We start from the raw sequence: 24,155 nt of genomic DNA on the forward strand, positions 1-24,155 counted from the left end.
GGAATGACGGGATCTATCTATCGTGAAAATTGCTGAACTGGTCGCAACATTTCCCCCGCATCATGGCGGGATGGGTTACGTCTGTTACCATAATGCCCGTGAACTGGCAAAGCGCGGGCATGAGGTGACGGTATTTACACTTGATCATGGTCGCCGGGATTATGACGATGGGGTGTTTCCATTTCAGGTTGACCGGCTCAAGACCTTTGTTCGTCCGGGTGATGCCGGGATTGTGCCGCAACTTGTACAACGGTTGAAAAATTTCGATATTGTGCATCTGCACTATCCTTTTTTCGGCGGTGCAGAGTATGTCTGGCTGGCTGCCCGGTTACACAAAAAAAAATATTTATTGACCTATCATATGGATGTCGAAGGTGATTCCTTTATCAAAAAAGTGGCTTTAAAAAGCTATGAAACCATGATGGCACCACTGATCATCAAGGGCGCTTCCGGAATCGGTGCGCTGACCAGAGCTCACCTGGCGAGTTCCAGATTCGGCAAGCGGATGGATTGGTCAAAAGTAGTTGATCTGCCGAACGGTGTCGATGTGGACCGTTTTTTGCCGGGAACAAGAGATGCGCGCCTGGTTGAAAAATATCAACTGCAGGGTAAATTGGTCGTTCTGTTTGTCGGGAATCTGCAGCCTTTTAAAGGATTACATCTGCTGGTTCAGGCCATAGCGCAAATAGACGACCCTCGCATTGTCCTGCTGATTGTCGGCGGTGGTTATGAGGAACAGGCTATCCGCTCACAGGTTGGCGACCTGGGGATTGAAGATAGAGTGATTTTTGCCGGGCCGCAATCGCCGGCGGGTGAATTGCCTGATCACTATCGCCTTGGGGATTTTCTGGTGTTGCCTTCTACCTATTCCGAATCCTTCGGGCTGGTGGTTCTTGAAGCCATGGCCACTGGGATGCCGGCGATTGTTTCATCACTTCCCGGACCCTCGCAGCTGGTTGATGATGGCAACGATGGACTGGTGGTGCGGGTCGGCGATGTGGACGATCTAAAATCTAAAATTGAATTTCTTGCGAATAGTCCGGAAACAAGAAGCGTCATGGGGCGAAGAGCAAGAGCCAAGGTATTGGAAGGATACAGCTGGGATAGCATCGGCTTGCATCTTGAGTCAGTGCTTATGGACCTTGTTGATAGAAACCAGACGGATGTGCTTGATGACTGAACTGAGGGCTAAGGTTTCGATCATTATTGTTAACTGGAATGGACTAAATCATCTGGAGGTGTGTCTCGACAGTTTGCAGGACCAGACCTTCCGTGACTTTGAGGTGGTACTGGTCGATAATGGCTCGGTGGATGCTTCCGTCGCGCTCGTCAGTGAAAAATACCCATGGGTGAAACTGGTCTGCCTGGCAGAAAATACCGGTTTTGCTACCGGCAATAATCGCGGTTTTGAGCAGGCCGGCGGTGAGTATATCGTTACTCTGAATAATGACACCAGAGTGGCTCAGGGCTGGCTGGAACAGCTGGTTGCGGTTGCCGATAACCGCCCGCAGGTCGGGATGGTCGCTTCAAGGATCTGTTCTTTTGATGACCCCGACCGGCTCGATTCCATCGGGATGGGAATCTGCCGCGATGGTATGGCGCGCGGCAAATACCGTAACCGGCGCTGGTCAGATTTACAGATGCATGATATTGAAGAGATTCTTATCCCCAGCGCCTGTGCGGCACTGTATAAGCGGGACATGATTGTCGAGGTTGGCTTTTTTGACGATGATTTTTTTGCCTATGCCGAGGACGTCGACCTGGGATTGCGGGGGTTGCTGGCGGGCTGGGATGCGGTCGCGGCGACGAATGCGGTTGTGTACCATAAATATTCACAGACCTCCGGAAAATTGTCTCCCTTCAAGGTCTACCTGGTGGAGCGCAATCACTACTGGGTGGCATTGAAAAACTTTTCTGTGGGGCAACTGCTGCTGCTGCCGGTTTTTACCTTTATGCGCTATCTTGAACAGGTACGGGCTGTCGTGGGCGGTGGCGGCACCGGTGGTGAGTTTCGCACCGAAACCTCGCAGTGGTTGTTGATCAAGGCAATTTTCAGGGCATCTTTTGATGCCCTCAAGGGTGCTCGCCGTGTTTTTGCAAAACGCCGTGCACTGATGATGATACGAATACGTTCCACGAAGGATTTTAGTGCTTTGATGGCACGGCATCGGATCAGTTTCAGAGAATTGCTGGATTACGACTGACCTTCATTTCACATCCTGACCCTGGGCGGACTATTATGCCGGTATTTGTTTTCGACAGAATCCAGTTCTTCTCCATCATTTTCAGCCTGTTTATCTTTTTTTTCATTTTCAGTCTGGTGAAAAATCGGCGGGTGAAAGAGGAATATTCGATCCTCTGGTTCACTATGAGCTTCTTTCTGTTGTACCTGTCCCTTGATCGGCACGCCATCGATCGCCTGGGAAGCCTGTTCGGGATCGCTTATCCTCCCAGCGTGTTGACCCTGATGACCACCGGCTTTACTTTTTTGTTGCTGATCCACATAACCGTTGTCGTGACCCGGCTTTCGGATCAAAATAAGGAGCTGATTCAGGAAATGGGGCTGGGGCGACTGAGTCCCGGTGAGCGTTGTCATGAACTGCTGATCATCGTACCGGCTTTTAATGAAGCTGATAATATCGCCAGAGTCATCGAGGATCTGCAAAGTGCAGATTGTGGTCTTGACATCCTGGTGGTGAATGATGGCTCCAGCGACGGAACGTCCAAAGCGGCCCGCCGCTATGATGATGTTGCCGTGATTGACCTGCCGAAAAATCTGGGCATCGGCGGTGCGGTGCAGACCGGTTTCAAATATGCAGCCCGTCGCGGTTATCAGCGGGCAATGCAATTTGACGGGGATGGCCAGCATCTGGCTGGAGAAATTTCAAAGCTGCTGAACGCCCTTGAAGCTTCAGGCAGCAATTTAGTCATCGGATCGCGTTTTATCGGCCGCACTGCAGGGTTTCGTTCGACCTTTGTCCGCAGGCTGGGGATCCGCGTTTTCGACGGGCTCAATTCATTGTTGATTGGTCAGCGGGTGACAGATAACACCTCTGGTTTTCGGCTCTATGACCGCCGGGCAATTGAATTCCTCGCGCAGCATTATCCGGTCGATTATCCGGAGCCGGAAGCCGTCATTTTGCTGGGAAAGAATGGGTTTCGCATTTCCGAGGTGGCGGTTGAGATGCGCGAACGCCAGGGTGGCGGGTCTTCGATTGCCGGGATTCGCGGGGCTTATTATATGATCAAGGTGATTCTGGCGGTTTTGATGACGGCCCTGCGCAAACCCTTGATGAAAAAAAACTAAAAAACACCTTTTAACGACAAGAGGATTGAATATGGTTGAAAAAAAGGCACTGATAACCGGAGTAACGGGGCAGGATGGTTCCTACCTTGCGGAGTTATTGCTCGAAAAAGGGTATGAGGTACATGGTATCAAGCGTCGCGCGTCGCTCTTTAATACCCAGCGGGTCGATCATATTTATCAGGATCCGCATAATGAGGACACCAGGTTCTTCCTCCACTATGGTGACCTGACCGATGCATCCAACCTGACCCGAATCCTGCAGCAGATTCAGCCGGACGAGGTTTATAACCTGGGAGCACAGTCGCACGTGTCAGTGAGTTTTGAATCACCGGAATATACGGCTGATGTTGATGCCCTTGGCGCTTTGCGCCTGCTCGAAGCGATCCGTCTGCTCGGGTTGGAGAAAAAAACCCGTTATTACCAGGCGTCAACCTCTGAGTTGTTCGGACTGGTTCAGGAGACGCCGCAGAAAGAAACCACCCCCTTTTATCCGCGTTCGCCCTATGCCGTGGCCAAGCTCTATGCCTACTGGACTACGGTCAATTATCGCGAGGCTTACGGGATGTATGCCTGCAACGGGATTCTCTTCAATCATGAATCACCACGCAGGGGGGAAACCTTTGTGACCCGTAAGATCACCAGGGGCCTTTGTAATATCGCCCAGGGACTGGAAGATTGTCTGTATATGGGGAATATGGACGCGTTGCGAGACTGGGGGCACGCCCGTGACTATGTCCGCGCCCAGTGGCTGATGCTGCAACAGGATGAGCCGGAGGATTTTGTTATTGCAACTGGCGTTCAGTGCTCGGTCCGCGATTTTGTCCGGATGACGGCGGGGGAACTGGGCATCTTTCTGGATTTTGTTGGTAGCGGAGTGGAAGAACAGGCTGTTGTAACGGAAATCACAGGTGACAAAGCCCCGGCATTGAAAACTGGTGATATTGTATTGCGCGTTGATCCGGGATATTTTCGTCCAACAGAAGTTGAGACCCTTCTCGGAGATCCGTCGAAAGTTCGGGAAAAACTTGGTTGGAAGGCAGAGATCGGGGTTGAGAAAATGTGTGCGGAAATGGTCACGGAAGACCTTAAAATTGCCAGAAAGTATGCTTTTTTAAATAGAAATGGTTACCAGGGTAATGAGTATTGATGAGTTTTCGATGGGATGCTATGCCGCCGCTGACATCCTTCTGGTTACATTCCACCTACTGTTCTGCCGGCCAGCAATGGCGCTATCTTTTCCGGCGGCACTGCTTCGCTGAAAAAATACCCCTGAACCTTTTCACAGCCGAGTTGGCCCAGGTAGTCCAGTTGCTCCAGGTCCTCGACTCCGTCGGCGGCCAGGTTGAACTGCATCCCTTTGGCCATCATCGCGATACCGTCAATCAGGCGTGAACTGCGGAGTGTTTTGCTGACTTCGCGAACAAAGGAGCGATCGATCTTCAAAGCACTCACAGGAACAGATTGCAGGTAGCTTAAGGGCAAAAAACCGCGACCGAAGTCATCAACGGTGATGGTCATGCCGGCATCACGTAAGGCTTGTATATTGCTAAAGACCGTTTTTTGCCCCTTCAACAGACATTTCTCGGTAATTTCCAGATCAAAAAGTTCAGGTCCGAGATTGAATTCTTTCAGTGTTCCAAGGATGTTGTCGACAAAATTTTCCTGTTCCAGCTGAGTCGGTGAAATATTGAGGGAAATTGGAATAGTGGATAAGCCCTGACGCTGCCACTGGGTCAGGGCTTCGCACACTTGACGCAGCACCAATGCTTCGATGGTCAGCAGTAGTTTCGTCTCTTCAGCACTTACTAAAAACTCCCCAGGGTAGATAACTCCCCGCTGCGGGTGGTGGCGGCGGATCAGGGCTTCGAGACCGACGACAACCTTGGTGTGGGGATTGAATTGGGGCTGGAAATACACCTTGAACTGGTTTTCTACCAGAGCTTGCTGCAGGTCCCGCTCTGCAGCGTTGGCGAGGGTCTCTTTCTGCATGGAGTCGGTATAGAAAGAGTAGTTGTCCCGGCTGCTGGACTTGACATGGTACATGGCGACATCGGCATTATGAAGCAGGGTTTCCCAGGTCGTGCCGGTGGTCGGATAAACGGCGACGCCAAGGCTCGCTCGCAGATGCAGCTGGTGCTGATCGACCAGAAAAGGCTTGCGGATTTCATCAATGATTTTTTTCGCCACGGTAGCGATACTGTGCTGATCGGAAATATCGGGCAGCAACAGGGCAAATTCGTCACCACCGAAACGACACAGGGTGTCTTCGGCTCTCAGGCTACCGAGGATTCTGCCGGCGACCAGTTGCAGGACGCGATCGCCGATCAGGTGCCCCAGGGCGTCGTTGATGGATTTGAAGCGGTCCATGTCAATGAATAACAGGGCAAACTGTTGATCATGGCGCTGGGCGCGGGCAATGGTCTGGTTAACCCTGTCGATGAAGAGGGTGCGGTTGGGTAACCCTGTCAGCAGATCATGATAGGCCAGGTACTGGATGTTTTTTTGTTGATTTTGCAGCTGCTGCTTTTCGTAATATTTTTTCCGGGCTTTGATAATGGCTTTGAGAAGCGCTTCAGGTTTATAGGGTTTGCGGATATAATCATGCGCCCCCAGGCGCATGGCTTCCTTGACCCACTCGAAAGATGATTCGCCGCTCAGTACGATGGTTTCGGTGGCATTGCCTGTCTGACTGATATGCTCCAGCACATGCAGGCCGGTTGCGCCCGGCATCTGCAGATCGAGAAGCAGGAGCTGGTAGCAGCCGCTCTGCAGTTTTCTGATCGCCTCCTCCCCATCAGAGGCCAGATCGACATCCTCATAACCGTTGAGCTGCAGCATCAGCTGGACGCTCTTTCGCTGCGCCTGCTGGTCATCAACGATCAGCACCCTGAAGGAATCTGTCGGGTTAAGGCACAAAGCGTTTTCTTTCATCAACGTGGATCCCTTCGATCCGGGATGGGGCGGATGGTATTGCGTCCGGCATCCTTTGCCGCATAGAGGAAGCTGTCGGCCCTTTTCAGGGCGTTATTGAGTCCGTCCTCGCCGGTGCTTACCTGGGTAACGCCGAAACTGGCGGTGATATTCAGCCCCCGCTGCTGATGGTAGAACTGATGGTTTGCAATGATGTGGCGAATTTTTTCCGCAATTGACAGGGCCCCTGCTTGGTCTGTTGCCGGCAGGAGCAGCACAAATTCTTCACCACCAAAGCGACCGACAAGATCGGTTTCACGGCACGTTTTTTTCAACAGGTCGGCGCACTCCCGCAACACCATATCGCCGGTATGGTGTCCGAACTGATCATTGACTTCTTTGAAGTGGTCGAGATCAGCCATGATCAGTGACAGGGGAAGTTTACTGCGCTGGGCCTTTTTTGTTTCCAGCTGTGCTTCTTCGAGAAAATGGCGACGGTTACTGACTCTGGTCAACTCATCGGTCGATGACTGAATCCGAAGTTTCTCCATGGTGGCCAGCTGTTTTTTTTGGGAATTTATAGCTACAACCGCGAAATAGAGCAGTGCCAGGCAAATGACAACGCCCAGCAACGTCAGGATACGACCGGTGTCCCGCCATGGTGCCAGCATGGCGTCTTCTGATCGGGCTACCCGGATAAGAAGTGGCAAGTCTCCGATCTGCTTGAACATCACGGCTTCGCTCGTGCCGTCACCGCTCTTTAAGTATGTCAACTTCTGTTGCTGTGCCTTGGCTAGCAGGTCTCCGTCGCTGATGAGTTCGGGATAGGGTTGGCCCACGGATGAGCTGTGCTCAGGGATTCTGGAATACACCAGCCCTTGTGAGGAGAGGATGGTCAGGGAATATCCCGGTTCGGTGATGAGTTCTGCATAGGAATGAAAAAAATACTTCAGATCGATGATCCCTGCCAGCACCCGATCAAGGGATCCGTCCGGATGGCGGATTGCCCAGCTGATGCCGGTTGTCCACTGATCGTCGAAAATCAGGGAAGGCTGGGGCGGGCTGATATAGAGACCTTCCGTTTTTTCTGAAACATGTACAGCAAAAAAATTGCGTTGTCCCAGGTTCGGCCTGACAATGTCTCCGTTGCCGTGCACAACATCGCCATGGGAATCAATGATGTTGAGTCCAACCAGGTAGTTGTTTTGTGCCACCAGATCATCCAGGATGTGACTCATTTCCGGTCGGTTACGACCGTCTGATTGAGCGCAGACACCAAGATAGTTCTGCAAGCCGTGAAAGACCTGATCAAGCCCGAAGACGGCGCGCTTGATGTCCGCTTCAACTGATCCCAGGATGCCGGCCATGGCCGTTTCGTTTTCCTTGAACACAAGTTTTTTCTGCAGATGGTGATTGTAACCAATCAGCACGACGGTCAGCAGCATACAGAAAAAAGCGAATGTCGAAGTTTTTCTCATCTGTATTCCATGGATTCCGGATGACAACTACCTACAGAAAAAAACCCCTCTTCGTGCCGAAGAGGGGTCAAAACGTCTTCGGCAACCCGGCTGTCCCTTTGGGACCCGTGGTTTTGCGTCCCCGAATTGCTCCGGGTTTGCTTTTGTCGGACCTTTAAGATTAAATTATCTTTATCATCCTACTGCAAGTAAAGCCACCGGATCAAGTCGTTTTTCCTCCCCGGCTTATTGCAGGTTGTTAAGATCATGCGCGGTGTTATGGCAGTCGCCGCAGTTCGGGAACTTGCTATGAATGCCGGCGGCATGCGGTTCACCATGACAGTCGTTGCAGGATGCGATGGTCGCATGCTGGTTAACGTGACAGTCTACACAGGCGGTCGTGCTGTGTTTGGTCGTGGTTGCCTGCAGTTCACTAAAAGCGGTGGCATGACAGGCCGCACACAAATTATTGGCGGTCGTTGCCGGGTATTCAAGCAGGGTTGGCTGATGTGCGGCGTGACAGGTGGCACAATCAGTTACCGCCATATCAGGCGAATGTGATGCATGGCAGGTCATGCAGTCCGGCGTGTAGCCATGCGTGTCGGCATGACAGTAGTTACAGGAAACCTGACTGTGGACGCTCGGGTTGGCGTCCATTTCCTTGCCCTGCTGATCGTGGCAGGTCAGGCATTCCATTTTCAGTTCGCCGGTCAGGGTGACCTTGAGGGGTTGATGCGGATTATGACATCCATTGCAGGTGTTCAGCGCGTAATGGTCCGTCCCCACGTGGCAGTCCGCACAGGAGGGGATATTGTTGGCACTCATGGGGCGATGCTGGACGTGGCAGTCTAGACAGTTGATGGCCTGCTGGTGTGCGGCTCCGTCATCGGCAACCTGACGGGTTTCCAGGGCGTGGCATTTGATACAATCGTCAACGGTGAGGGTGTTGGCGAATACAGGAGCGCAAAAAACAATAAATAGCGCGCCCGACAGGAACAGGGTGAGAAAAAATGTGTGCATGGAACGACAGATCAACATGAAACCTCCTCATTAAATTTTTGCGGTTGGAATTCGTGGTGGCAGCACGAATGTCGGAAATTAATGAGGGATCATACCACATAAAATTAATTTCACAATAATCATAATTGCAATAAGCAGACCATCCAGAGGGGCCAGGTAAAATGTCTTTAGTTCAGCGGGTTGTCAGTGATGGCAACAATAGGGTTGGTGATTTCGCTGAAAAAAATCACATTTTGATCCGGGAAATACGGTGAAATAACCTTGTCGAGCCGGTCATCATGATTCAACGCAGGCGCTGGCAGAGCAGCCCGGCAACGATCAGAATCAGGACAAAGCCTGTCCGCAAAGCCCCGCTCTTATCTCACATGCGTTCATCCTGGGGGCAGTGGATTGGTAACCGATGAGTAATCTGTTTCGGTGACCAATCCCATATCAGTTTCTCTTCGACATACGTCACCAGGGGTTGATGTGTCTGGCGACGATGATGCCGCTGGATAGAGCGTTTGGTGATCGCCTTCTTGTCCGCGATCAAGCCGCAATACAGGTCACCCCGAAGTTTACGCCCGATTTCGTGGCTGATCGTCGTATCACCACGACCGAGTTCGCGTCCAATGGCCAAGAAACTCAGCCGCATGAGAAGCAGAAGTTCGATGAAAAAACGTTCTTTTGCAGTAAGCTGTTGGTAGGACATGATGAGCTCCTTCTGCAGCGTTGGTTGGTGGTACTTCCAACATTTCAGAAACCTCATCATGTCCTTCTTATTTTCTAATCATCTTAACAGCTGGTGCACTCTGAACTAGAGTTTACCGACAGTCCAAAGGCCAGACTCGCCTCCATTGCATCAATACCAACTATCACCACTATGGTTTTCTCCGTGACAGCTACCGCTGCAGGTGGTGTTAGTCCCGGTCTGGTTGATCGTAATAGCGGCACCAACGCCCGTCATGATGACCGTAGCGGGGAAATTCTGGTCGAAGTGGTTAGCGTTCCCAGGCCCATAAGGGCTTCCATGGCAAATCGTGCAGCTCACGTTGTGGTCTCCTCCATGTTCTCCTCTCCTGTTCGGTGAACCGTTTCCGGCAATTCCACTTCCATTGGGGGGTAGATTGTGACAGGAGACACAACCACTATTATTAATCACCGGATTGGCCACATGGCAGCTGGTGCAGGCCGGACCTACGGTGCCGGAACCTCCGATGCCTGGATGGCAAACTCCGCATGCAGTCTGGAAGGTCGCCTTGGCGCCGGTGCTATGACGGAAACCGAGATCGTACCATTGGACCGATTCACGAGTTCCTTGCGAGGGATGGGCGGTAAAGTCGTTATGGCAACCCTCGCAACCCGTGCTGCTAATGCTGTTAATGCCGACATTATAGCGCGGGTTTGTGTCGGTTGTTTGCCCGTGGCACAACTTGCAGCTGGCCAGATCCGCTTTGGCAGTGTCTCCGTGAGCGCTGGGTGGCAAGAAGGATCCATCCATGGCGTGGGGTGCGCCAGCTGATCCGTAGTCGCCGAATTGAACCGTCAAGGCGGAATCGGAGAGCTGGTAGTCGGAGTCGTTGACGTGACAACCAGCATTGTCGCAGCCGAAATTACTCTCGTTGTAGCCGGTGCCAGTGTCCGGTGACGGTCCGTTCATGTTGATCTGGCCGTTCCAGTGATCGCCAATGGCCCCGGTGAGGGGGTCGAAAGTCCGATAGTTGGCATTAGGTGTGAGTGCCCCGCTGGATGAGGAAGCACTGCTCTTGACGCCGTGGCAGATAGCGCATTCATCGTGGGAAGCCACGTTCGCGGCCCCCCCGTGTGCGACCAACTGCCCGCCGAGGTCGGAAATTTGCGGCTCGGGGGTGGTCCCGTCGGGCGGGTAGAGGTGGCAACTGGCGCAGTCGAGAGCGAAGGTCACGGCTTCAGCATGACAGCTCAAGCAACTGATACCGACGCCACCGACTCCATCTAGGTCGACACCATGGCAAAGGGTGCAGGCATTGTCGATATTTCCGGCTAGATAATGGTAAACATCGTTGTCGGGGCCGGCCCAGACCTGCGGGTGAGCATACTCCACACCGTGGCAACTCTCACAACCGTTGTTGCCGACACTACCGATGCCAACATTGAAACGGGGATTGCTACCTGGCCCACCGGTCGGATTGTCAGAGTGACATGCCTGACAGGAGGTCAAATCGGTCTTGGCGTCGGGGCCGTGGTTGGCGCCCAGAAGATAGGTGCCATTGAGGGGATGCGGAACCGCGCCGCCACCGCCTCCGCTGCCATAGGCCCCCAGTTCCACCGGCAGACCGGAATCCGACAGCTGGTAGGCCGCGTCGTTACCGTGGCAACCGGCCGCGTCACAGCCAAAATTAGTCTCATTATAATCAGCGTCACTGCTCATATTGATATTGCCGTCCCAATGGTCCCCATTGATATCATTGGCCTTGTCAAAGGAAGCATACGCGGAAACGGTTGAGAAGGTTCCACCGACCGTAGACTCCTTCACGCCGTGGCAGATAGTGCAGGTATTATGGAGGGCAACATCAGAAACCCCGCCATGGGCAACAGCAATAGGCACATCGAAATCAGCCGCCCCATCCGGCGGCATACCGTGGCAGGCACTGCAATCCAAGGTGAAGTCAGCAGTCTCGGCGTGGCAGCCCAGACAATTGCTGCCCACCCCACCGCTACCGTCGAGGACCGCACCGTGGCACAGGGTGCAGGCCTCCTGGAGGTTGCCCGCCGAATAGTGGAAGGTGCTGTTGGGACCGGCCCAGGCTTGCGGGTGGGCATAGTCCGCGCCGTGGCAACCTTCACAACCGTTGCCACCAATGCCGACATTGAAACGCGGGTTGCTTCCTGGCCCACCGGTCGGATTGTCGGAGTGGCAGACCTGGCATGAGGTCAAATCAGCCTTGGCGTCGGGGCCGTGGTTGCTGCCAATAAGATAAGTCCCATCCAAGGGGTGAGTTGCCTGTCCTGGCCCGCTGGCATGGCAACCCCGACCGTCAAAGGTGGCCGAAAAGCAGCTCGGCGCTCCGCCGCTGCCCTTTAGGTCAACACCATGACAGTTGCTGCATTCGTTGCTATCAGCCGTCGCGCGATGGTCCACAAACCAGCCGTCGGGATGAGCGCCTAACGGCGCATTCGGATTTCCATCGGAGCAGCCAGCAACCAGCAGCATCGCCGGCAACGCTAGTAAGAACAACCAGGATTTTTTCAACATTCAAACCTCCCTTTCGTCCTACCCGTGGCAGGGTGCACAAGTTTTAGCCGCTTTAGGATTACCATGGCACCGGAAACAGGATGTTGGATCGATCCGGCCATCAATGCGGTGGCGGGAGAGGTAATCTCCACGGTGTGGCATTTGCTGGGTTTTTTCCAGTGGGTTTCTCTCGGAGGGTTTGAGTTCAAGCTCACTGGCGTGGCAACTATTGCAGTAGCTGGTCTGATGACACAGAGAACAAACGGCTTCGTTTTGGTAACCCTGATATTTGTGCGATGTCATCCAGGTTGGGGTGTGGTCAAAGCTACCGAAAGCCAGGGTATCAGACCGCGCTTCGTGGCAGGCAGTGCAGGTTGTTAGTGGCATTCCCAGATCTTCGCTCGATATATGACCTGCTGGCAGGTTGGAGCCGCTGTCCAATGCGGCGCACGCTGCGAGCATCAGCATCAGCAGAAGTAGTGCGCCCAGTATCCAGAAATTCTTATACATTTTTTTCTCCTGTGGTTTATCAGAATAAGAACATTACAGGTCAGTCCCGAACCGGTAGTTGACGCTGAGCATTCCTCGAAGATCTTCGTCATAATAGGGGTCTTGACTGAAGTCTGCAGACAGCTTGCACTCAAGGGCGTCGTCAAGAAACATTCTGCTGACACCCACTGAGATGAACAACGAGCTGTCTTCACCATAGATCGGCTGGTCATAATCAACGTAAATCAACTCACTGCTCAACCTACCGAAAGGCAACATCTCAGGCAGCTGGCGCCAGTCTCCGAAAGCGCGTAATAAAACATATCGATTCCGTGCCTCGTCCCCATCCATGATCCCGATCTCACCACCGAGCTGGTTGTTTTCGTCGCTGGTCCATATGGCCCGGCCTGAATAATACAGGGCGGTGTCGTCAAGAACGTCGTAATCGTACTGCTTCAAGTTGGCGATCAGAGTCCAACTGCCTAGGACGGATAAAGTCGCATCAGCACCCAGAATACTTAGCTTTTCGCCCGTGTTGGCCAAGCCTGGAAAAGGGTTGGCCCCTTCCGCAGAGTTGGCGAAATAATCGTCATACTGAAAATATTGAAAATAGGGACGCAGCTGAACCGGACCAACAGCAAAGCGCAATTCGTACGAATGTTCGGACCATTCTTCACTGTCGAGATTATAGGTGGTGAAACCGTAGAGATTGACCGCGTAAGGCAGATAGGCCGAAATATCCAGACCGGCTTTCTCTTCGGCATCCTCACTGTCGCTACGAATTTTCTGGTAGGACAAGCCCAGGTCGTACCAACCGGGCAGATGATTGGCGATTCGCCCGCCGTAAATACTATCGCCATCCCGACCATTGCTATCGGCGTAGGCAACTGGCAGGCCTGCGTAAACAGAACCGGAGAAATATTTACCCAGATCGGAGCGAACACTTAACCCGTCGACGGTTTCATTTGTCACACCTGAAAAAATGTAGTGGCGCCCCAGCCGGGTTCTGAAATTGGCTTGCTCACCATTGTATTCGAGATAGCCGTAGAGAAGTTCAGCTTCCGCGCTGTCTTCGTAGTAATTATTATCCGCCATATCCCAGCGTCCCCAACCATACAGGTGGAAGGAGAGACCTTTTTCACCGCCTTCCCCGAGGTCAACCTGAAGATACTCATAAAGCGGTAAAACAGCTGCGGAATCATCTGTAGTGGTATCCCGCTCCAGCACGCGTAGTATGGTGTCGGATTGAAAGTTTAATTCTGCAGCGGAAAGCGGCAGAGGCAGGATTAAGGCGAGGGAGAAAATCAGGCTGGCGTAAAACGCAATAAGTCCTCTCACTTCCATGGAACCTCCAGAGCAAGGAATATCATGCGACCCTTTATCAATTTTCACAGTGGCAGTACGTCAGCGCAGTGTAGCAAGATCATGGGTAAAGTCTAGTTTTTTATCTTTACTCAACTGCTCAACTTTTAAAGGAAATAAAAAAAGGTAAGGCTAAGAACATACAGGAAGATTACCTATAATTAGCATAATACAACAAGCAATCTGATTCGCTTAATGTGAGAAAAACTTAGGTTTCCCTGGCAAAATCCTCTCAGCGTAGACGCTGACAAAGAAGTCCGGCAACGATCAGAACCAGGCCAATAAAGGTTGCCGGCAGGATTTTTTCTCCAAGTAAAAAGTAGATGAACACCAGGGATAAAAACGGCGACAGAAAAATCAAGTTGCTGAGCCGTGCGGTATTGTCGGTGAGCTTCATTGCCAGCAGCCACAGGACAAAGCAGGCTCCCATCTCAAAGGTGCCGACATAGGCGGCGCCGAGCAGACCTTCCAGCGGCGGGCGGCGCAGCTCGCTGGTCAGCAGGTAGTAGCCCAGAACAAAAGGGAAACTGAAAAGAAAATTGACAAACAAGGCGACCACCGGATCGCGCTGGTCGCGGGTATTATAGATCCAGTACAACGCCCAGACGACGGTGCTGAGCAGCGCCAGGGCCACGCCCAGGGGACTGGTGAATGTCAGGCTGAGGATGTTGCCTTCGGTAGAAATGACTACCACGCCGCAGTAGCTGATGACCAGGGCCAGCCATTGCTGCCAGCGGATCTGTTGCTTGAGCAGGGGAACCGCCAGCAACGACAGGACAATGGCCCAGGTGTAATTCAATGGCTGTGCCTGTTGGGCCGGGAGCAGATCGTAGGCTTTGAACAGGATCAGGTAATAAAGGAAGGGACTTAAAAAACCCAGGAAAATGGAGAGCAGGTATTCCTGGCGGCTGCATTGGAAGATGAGACGGATTTTGCCCTGATACAGAAGGATCATGCCCAGCAGTGCCGTTGAGAAGACGCCCGAGTAGAGCAGCAATTCAATCGGTGTGAAATGGCGCAGGGAGAGCTTGAAAGCGGTGGCCACTGTTGACCACAGCAGTACCGCCGCCAGGCCGAAGAGCAAAGCTTTACGCTGCTGATTCATGGATGCTCCCCGGTTTGGGCGAACGTCGGCGGATCACCAGGACAGCTAACCCGGAAAAGATCAGGACAATGCCAAGACCGGCCTGCAGATTGAGAATTTCGCCAAGAACAAAAATTCCCAGTAATGCTGCCGTCATCGGTTCGGCCAGGGAGAGGGTGACGGCGCTACCGACGGCGACGGTCTGAAGCCCCCGGGCAAACAGCCAGTAGGACAGGGCCATGGTCGCCAATCCCAGGTGCAGGATTACCATGATCGAGCCTGGTTGCAGTAGCCATTCCGGCTCGATTCTGAATAACGCCGGTGATAGTATCAGCGCCCCGAGGCAGACCACGATCGCCATCACGGCGTTGGGGCTCTGGCGTTCCAACAGTCCCTTGATCATCAGGGTGTAGGCGGCATAGGCCGCGCCGGCACAGATAGCAAGCGCAATCCCTATGGGATCGACAGTGACATCACCGCCGCTGAAGCCCAAGAGCATGCACCCGACAATTGCCAGCAGGGTCGCGGCGTACCAGCGTCTTCCCGGTTTTTCACCGCGGAAGATGAGTCCGAGCAATCCACCGGCGATGGGTGCGCTGCCGATACCGACAACGGTGCCGACGGCAACGCCGGTTTTGGCCACAGCACTGAAAAAAGTCAGCTGGTAGGCAGCGGTAAAAAAGGCGGCCAGCAGCAGGGGACGCAGCTGCCAGTCACGAAAAGATCCAAATTCCTTGCGGTAGAGGGTCAGCAGGAGCAGGGCGATGCCACCCACCAGCAGGCGCAGGGCACCAATCGCCGCTGAGTCATAGCCGGCCGGCGCAAAAGCCTGGGCGGTGCCGGTGGTGCCCCAGAGCATTGCTGCGCCGAGCACCAACCAGGGCCCGACTGCCGGGGAATAGGATGACAACCTGTGTTGGTTGAGTTCAGGCATGATATTCCTTGATAATTTGTCTGCTGACGGGGCGTTGCAACAGCGCAACGCCTGCCAGTCGTGCAATAACATAAGCGCCGGCTGCAGCCGTGGCACCGGTCAGAGGCAAGTATACCAGCGCGCCAAACATCAGCATAAAAATAACTGTCGCCTCAACCGCGGTGGCGATGGAGACCGGTCTGGTCAGGCGCGTTACGATAAGGATGGAGCGCTGGAAACAGATAAGCACCGTTAGTGTTGGAAACAGCGCCATTACCTGTAGTGGCGTTACGGCAAAAGCTGACAGGGCCGGGGTAAGTCCGGAAACATCTTCAAACCAGATGCGATTAAGCGGCGTCAGGGCAATCAGGGTCAGGCAGCTACCGGTGGCGACGGCAAGCAGCGCTGCAAAATTGCGTACCCTGGGATAATTGTCTTTATTCTCACCGAGCAAAGCAATGGCAATTTCCTGATAGGAAAGACCAACGGCACGAAAGACAAAGGTCAGCCCATAGATGACCGGCATTACGGCCAGGGATTCTACCGGATTGGGAGCACGGCTTAAAAAAAAGGTCACCATGGGATGCACTGACAACCCGATCAGGGGCGTCAGGGCCAGGGGAAGATAATGATCCCAGATTTCACGATAGCTGGGGATGTTGGCGTCCGGTTGCGGCTCCTTTGCCAGCAGTACGGCAACGGCCTTGTGGGCCAGGACCCGGGTCATCAGGGCTTCGGCGACAACCCCGCTCGAGAGGGCCAGGGCGCCAATGACGGCGCCGCTGATAGCGGTAGTCAGATAGCAGAAAACCGCCGTAGTGCCCATGAAGCTGATACGAAAAATGGTGGCCAGGGCGACCCGGCGGGTATTGTGGTCGGCGATCAGGACTCCCTGATAAAACCGCCGCAGGCCGATGGCACCGGGCCAGGGGAGCAGAAAAAACAGGGCGGTGCGGGTCAGATCGGCGACTTCCGTGGGTAGATCGATGAGGGTGCGTACCACCAGATCATAGACCGGGGGGAGCAGAAACAGGGCCAGGGCCAGCGTGACCGCAAGACTTAAGGCAATGGAAAAATGGCGCAGACGCCGGTAGCTGATACGATCTTTGCACAGGGCGGTGGCTGAGCTTAAGAGCATGATCACCGGCGCTTCGGCGACCAGGGCGAAGGCGAAAGCGACGCCGTAGGCGGCGAGATTGACGGCTTCGGCGCCCATGCGCGCGATGATGGCGGCGATAAAAGGGCCTTCAACCGCCATCATCAGCCAGGTGGCGGCCAGGGGCAGCCAGAAACGGAAGATCTGGGGATAGGTTGCTGGTTGCGGATTTTGGGTCATGGTCGGGTGTGTTCTTAGCAAGTTAGAAATCAATTTCAGGTGTCTGAGGAATGGGGTCGTGATTCCCATGTCAAGGGACACTTTTCGCCCTCCATGGCCGTTTGACTGTCGCCCTCCATGGCGACAGACACCCTTGTCATGGAAACCACGCCCCCACCCCGATTGGTCTAAAAATTGAAAAATTAGCCGCCAACCGAGGCACTTAGTCCGTGGTGCGAAAACCAGTCAATAGCGCCTTCCAGATCTTTCTGCTCAGGTGTCTGCAATGCATCTTCCTGGTAGGTTGATCCGAGTTTGCGATATTTGTGGACGGCTATAGCATGATAAGGGAGCAGGGCAACAGCCTTTTTTTCGCCCGGTAAATCGGCGATCATTTCAGCAAAAGCCCGAAGGTCTGCATCACTGGTATTGATCCCCTTGATCAGAGGGATGCGGATCTGGATCTGTGCACCGGTTGCGGCAAGGGCGCGCAGGTTGGAGAGGATCAGGCGATTATCAACGCCAGTGAAACGCTGGTGACGTTCGTTATCGATCAGTTTGAGGTCAAATAAAAACAGCTCGGCGCGCTCTGTAGCGGCAATCAGGTTTTCCTCGGGGATATGGCCGGCAGTATCAATGGCGCGGTGAATCCGGCGCTCGCCGCAGCGATCAAACAGTTCAAACAGATAATCGGGATAGAGCAGGGGTTCACCACCGGACACCGTCACCCCGCCACCGGACTGGTCAAACAGGTGTTGTTCGCGTTCAATAATTGTCATCAGTTCATCAATGGATTTTTCTTCGCCCGATATCTCCATCGCTCTGGTCGGGCAAATGCGTGCACACTCGCCACAGAGGGTGCAGCGTTCGCTGTCGGTGCGAATTCCTTTTTCCGTTAGCTCCAGGGCTTGATGTGGACAGGCCTTGACGCACTCCCCACAGCCAAAGCAGCGTTCCGGGGCGAAGAGTTTTTGCGCCTGCGGCACAATGCTTTCCGGGTTGTGGCACCAGGCGCAGCGCAGGGAACAGCCTTTGAAATAAATGGCCAGACGAATACCGGGACCATCATTGATGGCGTAGCGCTTGATGTCAAATATTAGGGGAAACTTCATGTAGAACCTTGGAATATAGAATACAGAATTCAGAATACAAAAACCAAAAGCCTTCTTCTGTATGCTGTCTCCTGTATTCTACATTCTGCTTTATCTGTATTCTGCCCTCAAAAGCTCTCATTCTCCGTGCGTTCAATCACTTCCTGCTGCAGATCGGCGTTCATGTCGTTGAAGTAATCGCTGTAGCCGGCCATGCGTACGAGCAGGTCCTTATACTCTTCCGGATGTTCCTGCGCGGCTTTGAGGGTGTCGGTATCGACGATATTGAACTGGATATGATGGCCGCCGAGGGTGAAATAGCTGCGGACCAGTTGGCCGAGTTTTTTGATGTCCTCATCGCGCTTGAGCAGACTCGGCAGAAAACGCTGATTGAGCAGGGTACCGCCGGAGAGAGTATGATCGAGCTTGGTCAGGGAGCGGATAACTGCCGAGGGACCGTGGGTGTCGGCGCCGTGGGAGGGGGAGGTGCCGTCGGAGATTGACTTGCCGGAAAGGCGTCCGTTGGGCGTGGCCCCGAGCATTTTTCCGAAGTAGATATGGCAGGTGGTCGAGAGCATGTTGAGGTGAAAACTCTCCCCCTTGGTGTTGGGTTTGCCGTCGATGGCAGCAAGCAGATCATTGTAGACGCGGACGGCGATATCGTCGGCGTAATCGTCGTCGTTGCCGAAGAAGGGGGTGCGGTTGAGGATGGTCTGACGCAGAAACTCTTCACCCTCGAAATTATTTGCCAGGGCACCAAGAACCCGTTCCATGGTGAAAGCACCATCGTCAAAAACATGTTTTTTGAGGGTGGCAAGGCTGTCGGTGACTGTCCCCAGACCGGTGCATTGAATGTAGTTGGTGTTGTAGCGCGGGCCGCTGTCATAGTAGTCGCGTCCCTTGCTGATGCAGTCCTCGATTACCACCGACAAGAAGGGTGCCGGAGCGTACTTGGCGAACATGCGATCAATGTAATTGCTGACGCGGATCTTGGTATCAACAACAAACTCAAGCTGTTTGATAAAGGCGGCATAGAGCTCTTCGTAGCCGGTAAAGGTCAGCGGCTCACCAGTGGCCAGGCCGACCTGCTTGCCGGTTAATGGGTCGACCCCATTGTGCAGAGTGATTTCCAGAATTTTCGGCACATTGAGATAGCCGGTCAGGACAAAAGCTTCCTTGCCGAAAGCGCCGACCTCGATGCAGCCGCTGCACCCGCCCTCGCGGGCATCCCGCAAAGATTTTCCCTGGCGCAGAAGTTCGGTGACATAAACATCGGGATTAAAGATTGACGGATAACCGTGCCCCTGGCGGATGACCCGACAGGCGGCATTAAGGAAGCGGTCAGGGGTTTTCGCGCTGATATGAACCGAGCTGCCCGGTTGAAGGATATGCAATTCCTCAATCACTTCGAGCATGATATAGGAGACTTCGTTCACGCCGTCGCGTCCGTCGCTGGTAATGCCACCGATATTGATGTTGGTAAAATCATTGTAGGTGCCACTTTCGCGCGCAGTGATGCCGACCTTGGGGGGGGCCGGCTGATTGTTGACCTTGATCCAGAAACAGCACAGCAGTTCCTTGGCCTGCTCGCGGGTGAGGCTGGCGTCCTTGAGACCGGCTTCGTAAAAGGGGGCCAGATGCTGATCAAAATGACCTGGATTCATCGCATCCCAACCGTTCAATTCAGTAATGGTGCCCAGATGAACAAACCAGTACATCTGGATCGCCTCATGGAAGGTTTGGGGTGCATGGGCCGGTACCCGGCGACAGACTGCGGCGATGGTGCGCAGTTCTTCAGCGCGCTCTGAGTTGACTTCTGTCGCTGCCATCTGTTCGGCCAGGTCGGCGTGGCGCTCGGCGAACCGGATCACGGCATCACAGGAAATTTCCATGGCTCTGAGCTCTTCAAGCTTGTCGGTAGAGCCAGGGTCGTTCAAAAAGTCCAAACGTTCAATTTCTGATTTTATCTGCTTTTTATAATCAAGCATCCCTTTGCGGTAAATCTGTCCGTCCAGAGCCGTATGCCCCGGTGCCCGCTGCTCCATGAATTCGGTGAACAGACCGGCCTCGTACATGCCACGCCACAGATCCGGCACATGGCTGAAAATCCGCTCACGGATGGTCTTGCCCTGCCAGTAGGGGATCACTTCACGGGCGTAGGTATCGATGTCTGCCTGGCTGATCGTGTAGCGCTGCTGGTCGCGGGTGTTAAGGACGTGAAAATCATCAACGCTGTGGCACGTGAGCTCAGGAAAAGTCGGCACCGCCTTTGGCCGCGGTCCCCGTTCACCCACGATCAGTTCATCGTCGCCGATGTAGATGGTTTTTTTGTTGCAGTGATCGTAAAAGTTCAGCGCCCGCAGCACCGGAATGGAGTGTTTGCCATAATTTTCTTTGTAGAAAGCAGTTTCATGCAAGGCTCGTTCAACGGAGAGACTCGGCTCGGTATCGACGCTCTGTTGACGCAGGCGCTGGATGCGAGGGTTCATGCCGGGCAGGGCGGCTGTTGCGCTGGTTGAGTTCATGATTGTCTCCATTGGATGATCGCAGTAAACGTCGTTGTTCACTGAATGTAGCAGGCTTATGTTTATCCGGGCACGCCTGGTAGCCACAATGCGGTGTCCGAGGTTGAAACAATTATTGCATAACTATGAAACAGCAAAGAAGGTGCCAATGTGAGACTGTTTTTAGCTGCTGTAAAGTCAGTATGTTAGGAGAGGTTGGGTTCTTTGATCAGAGTTGTTTTTGAAATAATTATTTATATATGAATAAAAAATCCATAATCAAATATATGACCGGGCCGGTTTTAGGATCACAGGGTTCATTGGTTTGAGTTGTTGCAGTTTCCCTGCTTGCAAGTAAATATCGAAATTTTGGTGTTCCCATGAATCCCAATCAACTATACAGTTAACAGAGAATGTCGAAAATCTAAACCTTTATTCCCTGATAAGGAGCTGCAATGTCGATACAAAAAACACTGGGTGAATTCATCGTTGAAAAGCAATCTGATTTCCCTCACGCAAAAGGTGAATTAAGCGCACTATTAAGCGCGATCAAGCTTGCGGCAAAAATTGTTAACCGCGAAATCAACAAGGCTGGTCTGGTTGATATTACCGGTGCCAGCGGCGTAGAAAATATACAGGGCGAACAGCAGCAAAAACTTGATATGTATGCGAATGAGATATTTAAAAATGCACTCATCGCGCGCGGTGAGGTCTGTGGCATCGCATCCGAAGAAGAAGACAATTACGTATTTTTTGACAACAAAAATAGTCGTAACGGCAACTATATTGTTCTGATGGATCCGCTGGATGGCTCGTCAAATATTGATGTGAATGTCTCTGTTGGTACAATCTTCTCGATCTACCGCCGCGTCTCTCCGCTTGGTGGTACTGTCAACATGGAAGACTTCCTGCAAGTCGGCCGAAAACAGGTTGCCGCAGGCTATGTTATTTATGGTTCTTCAACCATGCTTGTTTTCACGACTGGTCATGGTGTTCATGGCTTCACCTATGACCCATCAATTGGAGTGTTCTGTCTATCCCATGAATCTCTCACAATTCCGAAAACCGGTAAGATTTATTCAATCAATGAAGGCAATTACATCAAATTTCCACTAGGGGTGAAAAAATACCTGAAATATTGCCAGGAAAAAGATGAATCAACCAACCGCCCTTATACTTCACGCTACATTGGTTCCCTGGTTGCGGACTTTCACCGTAACTTACTCAAAGGGGGTATCTATATTTACCCGCAAACGGCACAGGCACCGTCAGGTAAATTACGCTTATTGTATGAATGTAATCCCATTGCCTTCCTGGCAGAGCAAGCTGGTGGGCTGGCTACTGATGGTTGCAATCCCATTCTTGACCTGAAGCCTACTGAGTTACATCAACGCGTCCCCTTCTTTACCGGGTCACCGGAGATGATGGCGACAGCACACGAGTTCATTGCTAAGTTTAAAGAAGAGTAACTCTCCCCCGGCAAAGCCCGGAATTCGCCGGGATTTTCGATATGATTGTAGTTACATCGACGCTGTGGTAAAAATATACATGACTATTTTGGTCGTATATTGAAATGACTCTGTCTTTCTGTCCCGAAGTCTTTGTGACTACAGGAACTTTTGTAAAGCGGGGACAAAGGAGCTTCATGGCCGGTTGTTGCGATTCAGGGTGCGAAATTCAGGTTGATTCTGCGGCTCAGAAAAGAACGCTATGGATGGTTCTGCTCATCAATTTTGTCATGTTTTTTGTCCTGGTTGCCGGATCGATCTGGGGGAGCACGGTATCGCTCTTTGCCGACAGCTTTGATAATCTCGGCGATGCTATCACTTACGGTGTCAGTATCTGGGCGGTGGGAAAAAGCTCGCTGCAAAAAGCAAAAGTTTCGCTGTTTAAAGGACTATTGATTCTGCTTGGCGCCGTGGCGGTTATTATCAGTTTAGGGGTGAAATGGTACACCCTTGAGGTACCGGTCTACCTGGTGATGGGCGGATTTGCGATTGCCGCTCTCATCGCCAACCTCATCTGTCTCGGTTTGTTGTGGCAGCACCGCAACGATGATCTGAACATGGAATCGGTCTGGCATTGTTCGCGCAACGATATCGTCACCAACTCATCGGTTATTGTCGCCTCCGGGCTGGTCTGGTATTTCAATTCGTGGATTCCTGATATGCTGCTTGGCGGGATTCTGTTCCTCTACCTGCTGAGATCCGGCATCATCATCACCAAAAAATCGCTGAAGCAGATCGACCCTCCCGGCCTTCACCTATAGGCAGGCCGTATCTTCAACCAGCAGGGTAAATGAATTTATGGGATTTTACAGCAGCTACCTCCTCCCCAAAGCTGTCCATTGTGCCTGCGGCCTGAAGCAGGTAAGGCGCCAGCGCGAGAAGGTGATACCACATGCTCGTGGACAGGTGCTGGAGGTTGGCATTGGTACAGGTTTGAATCTGCCTTACTATGACCCAACCAGGGTCAGCAAGGTCTGGGGACTTGATCCCGCGTCGGAGATGATCACCATGGCCCGTCGGGCCGCGGATTCAGTTCCCTTCGAGGTGGATTTCATCGGTCTGCCGGGTGCTGACATCCCGCTTGGGGATAACAGCGTAGATACCGTGGTGGTTACCTACACCCTGTGCTCCATTGCCGATACCCTTCCGGCCCTTTTACAGATGCGCAGGGTGCTGCGGCCAGAAGGTGAACTGATTTTTTGTGAGCATGGTGCCGCGCCGGATGCTTGTGTTCGCCGCTGGCAGGAGCGGATCAATCCGCTCTGGAAGAGAATTGGAGGAGGCTGTCATCTGAATCGTATGATCCCGGAGCAAATTGAAGCGGGTGGTTTCCGGATCAAACACCTGGACAGCATGTACATATCGGGCTGGCGTCCGGCCAGCTTCAACTTCTGGGGGACTGCTGTGCCGCGCTAAGTGCCTGCGCAATGAATTTTTCGAGGGCAACAATCAGTAATACAGCAGCAGCGGGATGATCGGTATCAGGATGCCGATGACGGAAAAGGCAAGACAACGCACCCTCAGTCTTCCCTTGGGCAAAAGAGCGAGACCGGTCAGGCTCAACAGGATCAAGCCAACCGCATAGGCATCAGCGATCCATGTCCAGGCTTTGTTTGCATGATTGAGATGGATGAAATTGAGGGCATGCCAGACCGGGCGCCTGGTGACGCGTTCATACTCGACAACTCCGGTCGGCAGATGGAACTGAATCACCCGACCATCGATAAACACCATCAGGGATTCAGGGTCGGGCTGAAATAGATTCTCGTAGGTGGGCCGCTCACCGATAAGCCGCAGCAGATCAAGGGCCATCGCTTCACTGATAACACCTCGATAAGGGTTCGGTGGAATCTTTGCAACGGTTCTTTCCAGGGTGTAGTTAGGATTCCAGTCGTGCAGGTGATTCACGGCAATACCCGAGAGCGCATATATCAGGGTCAAGCCGATACAAAGATAGCCGACATCGCGATGCAGGGCATGATTAAAGCGCCGAAAGCTCATG

Annotated in this window: 20 protein-coding genes and 1 riboswitch; of the genes, 7 read left to right on the top strand and 13 right to left on the bottom strand. The window is 53.0% G+C overall.

The window, feature by feature from the left end:
• Positions 1–22 precede the first annotated feature (22 nt).
• The 4 genes from AC1931_RS07200 to gmd are packed head-to-tail and all read left to right on the top strand — an operon-like array spanning position 23 to position 4,454.
• Positions 23–1,180 carry a glycosyltransferase family 4 protein gene (locus tag AC1931_RS07200; RefSeq protein WP_483876567.1) on the top strand — a complete coding sequence of 386 codons (1,158 nt, stop codon included), beginning with the start codon at positions 23–25 and terminating at the stop codon, positions 1,178–1,180.
• Positions 1,173–2,204 carry a glycosyltransferase family 2 protein gene (locus AC1931_RS07205; protein WP_483876568.1) on the top strand — a complete coding sequence of 344 codons (1,032 nt, stop codon included), beginning with the start codon at positions 1,173–1,175 and terminating at the stop codon, positions 2,202–2,204. The genes AC1931_RS07200 and AC1931_RS07205 overlap by 8 nt, the downstream gene beginning before the upstream one ends.
• Positions 2,205–2,239: 35 nt before the next feature.
• Positions 2,240–3,307, top strand: a complete 1,068-nt coding sequence (locus AC1931_RS07210; protein WP_483876569.1) for a DUF2304 family protein — start codon at positions 2,240–2,242, stop codon at positions 3,305–3,307.
• Positions 3,308–3,338: 31 nt separating this feature from the next.
• On the top strand, positions 3,339–4,454 hold the full coding sequence (gmd, locus tag AC1931_RS07215) for a GDP-mannose 4,6-dehydratase (protein ID WP_483876570.1): 1,116 nt from the start codon (positions 3,339–3,341) through the stop codon (positions 4,452–4,454).
• Between the two features lie 44 nt (positions 4,455–4,498).
• Here gmd and AC1931_RS07220 read toward each other — a convergent pair whose 3' ends face one another.
• The 12 genes from AC1931_RS07220 to hypD all read right to left on the bottom strand — a co-directional run bounded on the left by AC1931_RS07220 (position 4,499) and on the right by hypD (position 20,666).
• Complete coding sequence (locus tag AC1931_RS07220) at positions 4,499–6,238, bottom strand: putative bifunctional diguanylate cyclase/phosphodiesterase (protein WP_483876571.1); 1,740 nt, start codon at positions 6,236–6,238, stop codon at positions 4,499–4,501.
• Positions 6,238–7,695, bottom strand: coding sequence for a sensor domain-containing diguanylate cyclase (locus AC1931_RS07225; RefSeq protein ID WP_483876572.1), 1,458 nt, complete (start codon positions 7,693–7,695; stop codon positions 6,238–6,240). The genes AC1931_RS07220 and AC1931_RS07225 overlap by 1 nt, the downstream gene beginning before the upstream one ends.
• A gap of 77 nt (positions 7,696–7,772) precedes the next feature.
• Positions 7,773–7,847, bottom strand: a riboswitch (cyclic di-GMP riboswitch).
• Positions 7,848–7,920: 73 nt separating this feature from the next.
• Positions 7,921–8,712 (bottom strand): cytochrome c3 family protein, encoded by a 792-nt coding sequence (locus AC1931_RS07230; RefSeq protein WP_483876573.1) that lies wholly within the window; start codon positions 8,710–8,712, stop codon positions 7,921–7,923.
• 343 nt (positions 8,713–9,055) lie between these two features.
• Positions 9,056–9,385, bottom strand: coding sequence for a helix-turn-helix domain-containing protein (locus AC1931_RS07235; RefSeq protein WP_483876574.1), 330 nt, complete (start codon positions 9,383–9,385; stop codon positions 9,056–9,058).
• A 150-nt stretch (positions 9,386–9,535) separates the two neighbouring features.
• The gene (locus AC1931_RS07240; protein WP_483876575.1) at positions 9,536–11,908 is read right to left on the bottom strand and encodes a hypothetical protein; all 2,373 of its coding nucleotides are present in this window, start codon (positions 11,906–11,908) and stop codon (positions 9,536–9,538) included.
• An 18-nt stretch (positions 11,909–11,926) separates the two neighbouring features.
• Complete coding sequence (locus tag AC1931_RS07245) at positions 11,927–12,397, bottom strand: cytochrome C (protein WP_483876576.1); 471 nt, start codon at positions 12,395–12,397, stop codon at positions 11,927–11,929.
• A gap of 33 nt (positions 12,398–12,430) precedes the next feature.
• Entirely contained in the window at positions 12,431–13,720 is a 1,290-nt protein-coding gene (locus tag AC1931_RS07250) for a hypothetical protein (RefSeq protein WP_483876577.1), read from the bottom strand.
• Between the two features lie 250 nt (positions 13,721–13,970).
• Positions 13,971–14,843 (bottom strand): DMT family transporter, encoded by an 873-nt coding sequence (locus AC1931_RS07255; protein ID WP_483876578.1) that lies wholly within the window; start codon positions 14,841–14,843, stop codon positions 13,971–13,973.
• Positions 14,827–15,756, bottom strand: coding sequence for a DMT family transporter (locus AC1931_RS07260; RefSeq protein ID WP_483876579.1), 930 nt, complete (start codon positions 15,754–15,756; stop codon positions 14,827–14,829). The genes AC1931_RS07255 and AC1931_RS07260 overlap by 17 nt, the downstream gene beginning before the upstream one ends.
• On the bottom strand, positions 15,749–17,071 hold the full coding sequence (locus tag AC1931_RS07265; RefSeq protein WP_483876580.1) for a hypothetical protein: 1,323 nt from the start codon (positions 17,069–17,071) through the stop codon (positions 15,749–15,751). Before AC1931_RS07265 ends, AC1931_RS07260 begins: the two co-directional genes overlap by 8 nt.
• A gap of 182 nt (positions 17,072–17,253) precedes the next feature.
• Positions 17,254–18,162 carry a glycyl-radical enzyme activating protein gene (locus AC1931_RS07270; protein WP_483876581.1) on the bottom strand — a complete coding sequence of 303 codons (909 nt, stop codon included), beginning with the start codon at positions 18,160–18,162 and terminating at the stop codon, positions 17,254–17,256.
• A gap of 107 nt (positions 18,163–18,269) precedes the next feature.
• The gene (hypD, locus tag AC1931_RS07275; protein WP_483876582.1) at positions 18,270–20,666 is read right to left on the bottom strand and encodes a trans-4-hydroxy-L-proline dehydratase; all 2,397 of its coding nucleotides are present in this window, start codon (positions 20,664–20,666) and stop codon (positions 18,270–18,272) included.
• A 434-nt stretch (positions 20,667–21,100) separates the two neighbouring features.
• Here hypD and fbp point away from each other — a divergent pair, with 434 nt between their 5' ends.
• From fbp to AC1931_RS07290, 3 genes are all read left to right on the top strand, one after another.
• Positions 21,101–22,114 carry a class 1 fructose-bisphosphatase gene (gene fbp, locus AC1931_RS07280; RefSeq protein ID WP_483876583.1) on the top strand — a complete coding sequence of 338 codons (1,014 nt, stop codon included), beginning with the start codon at positions 21,101–21,103 and terminating at the stop codon, positions 22,112–22,114.
• A gap of 176 nt (positions 22,115–22,290) precedes the next feature.
• Entirely contained in the window at positions 22,291–22,914 is a 624-nt protein-coding gene (locus tag AC1931_RS07285; protein ID WP_483876584.1) for a cation efflux transmembrane domain-containing protein, read from the top strand.
• A 37-nt stretch (positions 22,915–22,951) separates the two neighbouring features.
• Positions 22,952–23,569 carry a class I SAM-dependent methyltransferase gene (locus AC1931_RS07290; RefSeq protein WP_483876585.1) on the top strand — a complete coding sequence of 206 codons (618 nt, stop codon included), beginning with the start codon at positions 22,952–22,954 and terminating at the stop codon, positions 23,567–23,569.
• A 33-nt stretch (positions 23,570–23,602) separates the two neighbouring features.
• Here the strand turns inward: AC1931_RS07290 and AC1931_RS07295 are convergent, their stop codons facing one another.
• A complete protein-coding gene (locus AC1931_RS07295) occupies positions 23,603–24,154 on the bottom strand; it encodes a PepSY-associated TM helix domain-containing protein (RefSeq protein ID WP_483876586.1) in 552 nt (183 codons plus the stop codon).
• Position 24,155 lies beyond the last annotated feature (1 nt).

It is taken from the genome of Pelovirga sp. C15f, from assembly GCF_057178085.1.